This is a genomic window from Streptomyces sp. MUSC 14, assembly GCF_001866675.1.
Lineage (GTDB): Bacteria > Actinomycetota > Actinomycetes > Streptomycetales > Streptomycetaceae > Streptomyces.
The window spans coordinates 1-4098 of sequence record NZ_MLYN01000123.1 but is presented as its reverse complement, the minus strand read 5'-3'; the positions used below and the strand labels follow the sequence as shown (position 1 = coordinate 4098).

Genomic DNA, 4098 nt, shown 5'->3' with positions numbered 1-4098 from the left:
CGGCCACTCACGCTCCCCCGCAAGAACCTCAACAGCCCCCGCCGACCAGTCCACATGCGACGACACCTCACCCACATGCAACGTACGCGGCATCAACCCATGACGCATCGCCATCACCATCTTGATCACCCCACCCACACCCGCAGCCGCCTGCGCATGACCGATATTCGACTTCAACGAACCCAGCCACAACGGCGAACCCACCCCACGCCCCTGACCATAGGTCGCCAACAGAGCCTGCGCCTCGATCGGATCACCCAACCTCGTCCCCGTACCATGCGCCTCCACCACATCCACATCACCCGCCGACAAACCCGCATTCACCAACGCCTGACGAATCACCCGCTGCTGCGACGGACCATTCGGCGCCGTCAGACCATTCGACGCACCATCCTGATTCACCGCCGAACCCCTCACCCTCGCAAGAACCGGATGACCAAGCCGAACAGCATCCGACAACCGCTCCACCACCAGCAGACCCACACCCTCCGACCAACCAGTACCGTCCGCGGCATCACTGAACGCCTTGCACCGGCCATCCGGCGACAGACCCCGCTGCCGAGCGAACTCGACGAAGACCATCGGCGTGGACATCACGGTGACGCCACCGGCGAGGGCCAGCGAGCACTCCCCCGAGCGCAGCGCCTGAGCCGCCAGATGCAAGGCGACGAGAGACGAGGAGCACGCCGTGTCGATCGTGACGGCCGGGCCCTCGAAGCCGAACTCGTACGAGACCCGGCCGGACAGCACACTGCCCGCGCTGCCGGTGAGGATCGACCCGGTCAGTTCGTCGGGCACGGCGCCGATCGGCGGGGCGTAGTCGTGGTACATCATGCCGGCGAACACCCCGGTCGGGCTGCCGCGCAGTGCGCCCGGGTCGATCCCGGCCCGTTCCAGCGCCTCCCACGCCGTCTCCAGCAGCAACCGTTGCTGCGGGTCCATCGCGGTGGCCTCCCGGGGCGCGATGCCCCAGAAGCCGGAGTCGAAACCGTCCGCGTCGTGGAGGAAGCCGCCACCCCGGGCGTATGTGGTGCCCGGGTGGTCGGGATCGGGGTGGTAGAGGCCGCCGAGGTCCCAGCCGCGGCCCTCAGGGAAGCTTGAGATGGCATCGGTGCCGTTGGTGACGAGCTCCCACAGGTCTTCCGGCGAACGGACTCCGCCGGGGTATCGGCAGGCCATGCCCACGATCACCACCGGGTCGTCGTCGGCGCCCACCGTCGTAAACCCGGCAGCCGGGCCTGCGGTTGCCGGGACAAGCCGCTCCCGCAGGTAGCCGGCCAGGCCCGTCGGCGTGGGGTAGTCGAAGATGGTGGTAGCGGGCAGGCGCAGACCGGTCGCGGTGTTGAGACGGTTGCGCAGCTCCATTCCGGCAAGCGAGTCGAAGCCCAGTTCACGGAAGGTGCGATCGATGCCGATCGCGTCGACCGCGCCGTTTCCGAGCACGGTTGCCGCTTCGGCGCGGACGATCTTCAGCAGTGTCTCCAGCTGGTCTGCCTCGTTCGTGGCGGCCAGCGTGAGGCGGCTCGGTGCCGCGGCGCCGGTGTCGCGGTGGCCCGCACGGGGCAGGCGCACCAGGCCCCGCAGCAGTGGGGGCACCTCGGCGGTGGAGGTCGCGGTCGCCCGTACGGTGGCGAGATCGAGCCGCAACGGTGCGAGCAGCGGTTCGCCAAGGCGCAGGGCGAGGTCGAAGAGAGCCAGTCCCTCATCGTCGGTGAGCGTGCCCACACCCGAGCGGGCCATCCGCGCCAGGTCGGTGCCGGCCAGCCCTACCGCCATGCCGCCTCGCTGGTCCCACAGGCCCCAGGCCAGTGAGGTGGCGGGCAGGCCGAGGTCGTGACGGTGCCGGGCGAGCGCGTCGAGGTAGGTGTTGGCCGCGGCGTAGTTGGCCTGCCCCGCGGCACCGATCAGGCCGGAGATCGACGAGTAGAGGACGAACGCGGTCAGCGGCTGATCCATGGTCAGTTCATGCAGGTTCGCCGCCGAGACGGCCTTCGCGGCGAGCACGGCGTCCAGGCGTTCCGGCGTGAGGGCACCGAAGACGCCGTCGTCCAGCACACCGGCCGCGTGCACGACGGCGGTGAGGGGCCGATCGTCGGGGACAGTCGAGAGCAGGGTGCGCAGGGCGTCGCGGTCGGCGGTGTCACAAGCGACGGCGGAGACCTCGGCGCCCGAGGCCGCGAGGTCGGCAAGCAGCCCGGCGGCTTCGTCACCGGCCGGCCCGCTCCGGCTGACCAGCAACAAGTGACGCACCCCGTACGCGGCCACCAGGTGCCGGGTGACCAGTCGGCCGAGACGGCCGAATGCCCCGGTCACCAGCACGGTGCCAGCAGCGAGCTCCGGGTGCGGCGGCTCGGTGTCCGGCACCGGTATGCGTACCAGCCTCGGGACCAGGATGCCGTCGCCGGTCAGGGCCAGTTGCGGTTCGCCGGTCGCCACGGCCTCGGGTAACCGGTGTGCGGCCCGACCATCCGGGAGGTCGGCCAGGATCAGCCGACCGGGGTGTTCGGTCTGCGCCGTGCGCAGCATGCCCCAGGCGGGCGCGTTGGTCAGGTCGGTGAGCTCGGCTCCGGCCGCGGACACGGCTCCGGTCGTGACCACGACCAGCCGCGACTGCGCCGTCTGGTCGGCGGCGAGCCATCGCTGGGCGAGGGACAGCGTGCGACGGCTGTCCTCGATCAGGTCGCGGGTGCACGGCAGGGTCGTGACGACGGTCGCAGGCACTGGCGCGGCCAGCAGGGCTTCCAGGTCGGCGTACACCTCGACGCGTCGGCCGGCCAGGACCAAGGCTGCGGCCAGATCGTCCGGGTCGTCGCCGAGCACACCCCAGGTCTCAACGGCGGGAGCAGCCGCGGTGTCCCGGGGCTCCCAGCGGATCCGGAACAGATTGTCGTACCCTCGCCCGCCCTCCCGGCGCAGGGCCGCCGTCGAACCGGTGCGCAGACTCAGCGACTCGACCGAGGCGACCGGGCCGCCCAGCGGGTCGGCGAGCACCATCGCCACCGTGTCGGGACCGGTACGCGTGATCCGCGCCCGCAGCCGCGTCGCGCCGGACGCGTACACAGCCATTCCGCTGAACGAGAACGGCAGCTTCGTGTCGGTGTCGGCGGCGAAGAGCCCCGCCAGGCCCGCTTGCACGGCCGCGTCCAGCAGGACGGGGTGCAAGCCGTGCGCCGACGCTTGGGTCGCCTGCTCGGGGGCGAGCTCGATCTCGGCGAACACGTCCGTCCCGTGCCTGCGGACCGCGCGAAGGCAGCGGAACACCGGCCCGTAGTCGTAGCCTCGCCCGGCCAACTCCCGGTACGCGTCGTCCACGTCGACCGTCTCGGCCTGTGCAGGCGGGTCCGTCCGCCACTCGGCGGGAGCGTGCGGCAGAGCGTTGGCGAGGACACCTTCGGCGTGCTCCAGCCACGGCTCTCCGGCAGCCGCGTTCGTCGGCCGCGAGTGGATGCGCACGGACCGCCGGCCGGTCTCGTCGCCCTGCCCCACCACGACCTGGATCTGCACGCCGCCGTTTTCGGGCAGCAGCAACGGCGTCTCCACGGTCAGCTCGTCGACGCCGGCGGCCCCGGTCACATGGGCGGCGTGCGAGGCGATCATGACGAAGGCGGCGCCGGGCACCATGACGGTGTCCAGTACGACGTGGTCGGCCAGCCAGGGCTGCATGTCGAGAGACAGCCGTCCGCTGAGCACCCAGCCCTTGTCATCGGCGAGTTCCACGGCCGCTCCGAGCAGCGGATGGCCGGCGGCGATGAGCCCGGCGCCGGCCAGACCGTCCGCAGAGACGCCGGACGGCAGCCAGTAGCGCTGCCGCTGGAACGGGTAGGTCGGCAGGTCGATGCGGGAGGCGCGGGTTCCCGCGAAGAAGGCCGTCCAGTCGACCGCCACCCCCGCCGCCCACAGACCACCCACCGCGTCCAGCAGGGTGCGCACCTCACCGTGGTCCCGGCGCAGCGCCGGGACCACGGTCACCGGCCGCCCGTCCAGGCACTCCCGCACCATCGGGGTCAACACAGCATCCGGACCCAGCTCCAGGAAACGCGTCACACCCAACCCGTCCAACTCCGCCACCGCATCCCCGAAACGCACCGCCTCACGCAC

General features: G+C 71.3%; 1 protein-coding gene. It reads right to left on the bottom strand.

Annotated features, from left to right (window positions below):
• Positions 1-4044 (bottom strand): type I polyketide synthase (locus tag BIV25_RS45730; RefSeq protein WP_305729345.1); only part of this gene is annotated, 4044 nt, incomplete at its 3' end.
• Between the last annotated feature and the right edge of the window lie 54 nt (positions 4045-4098).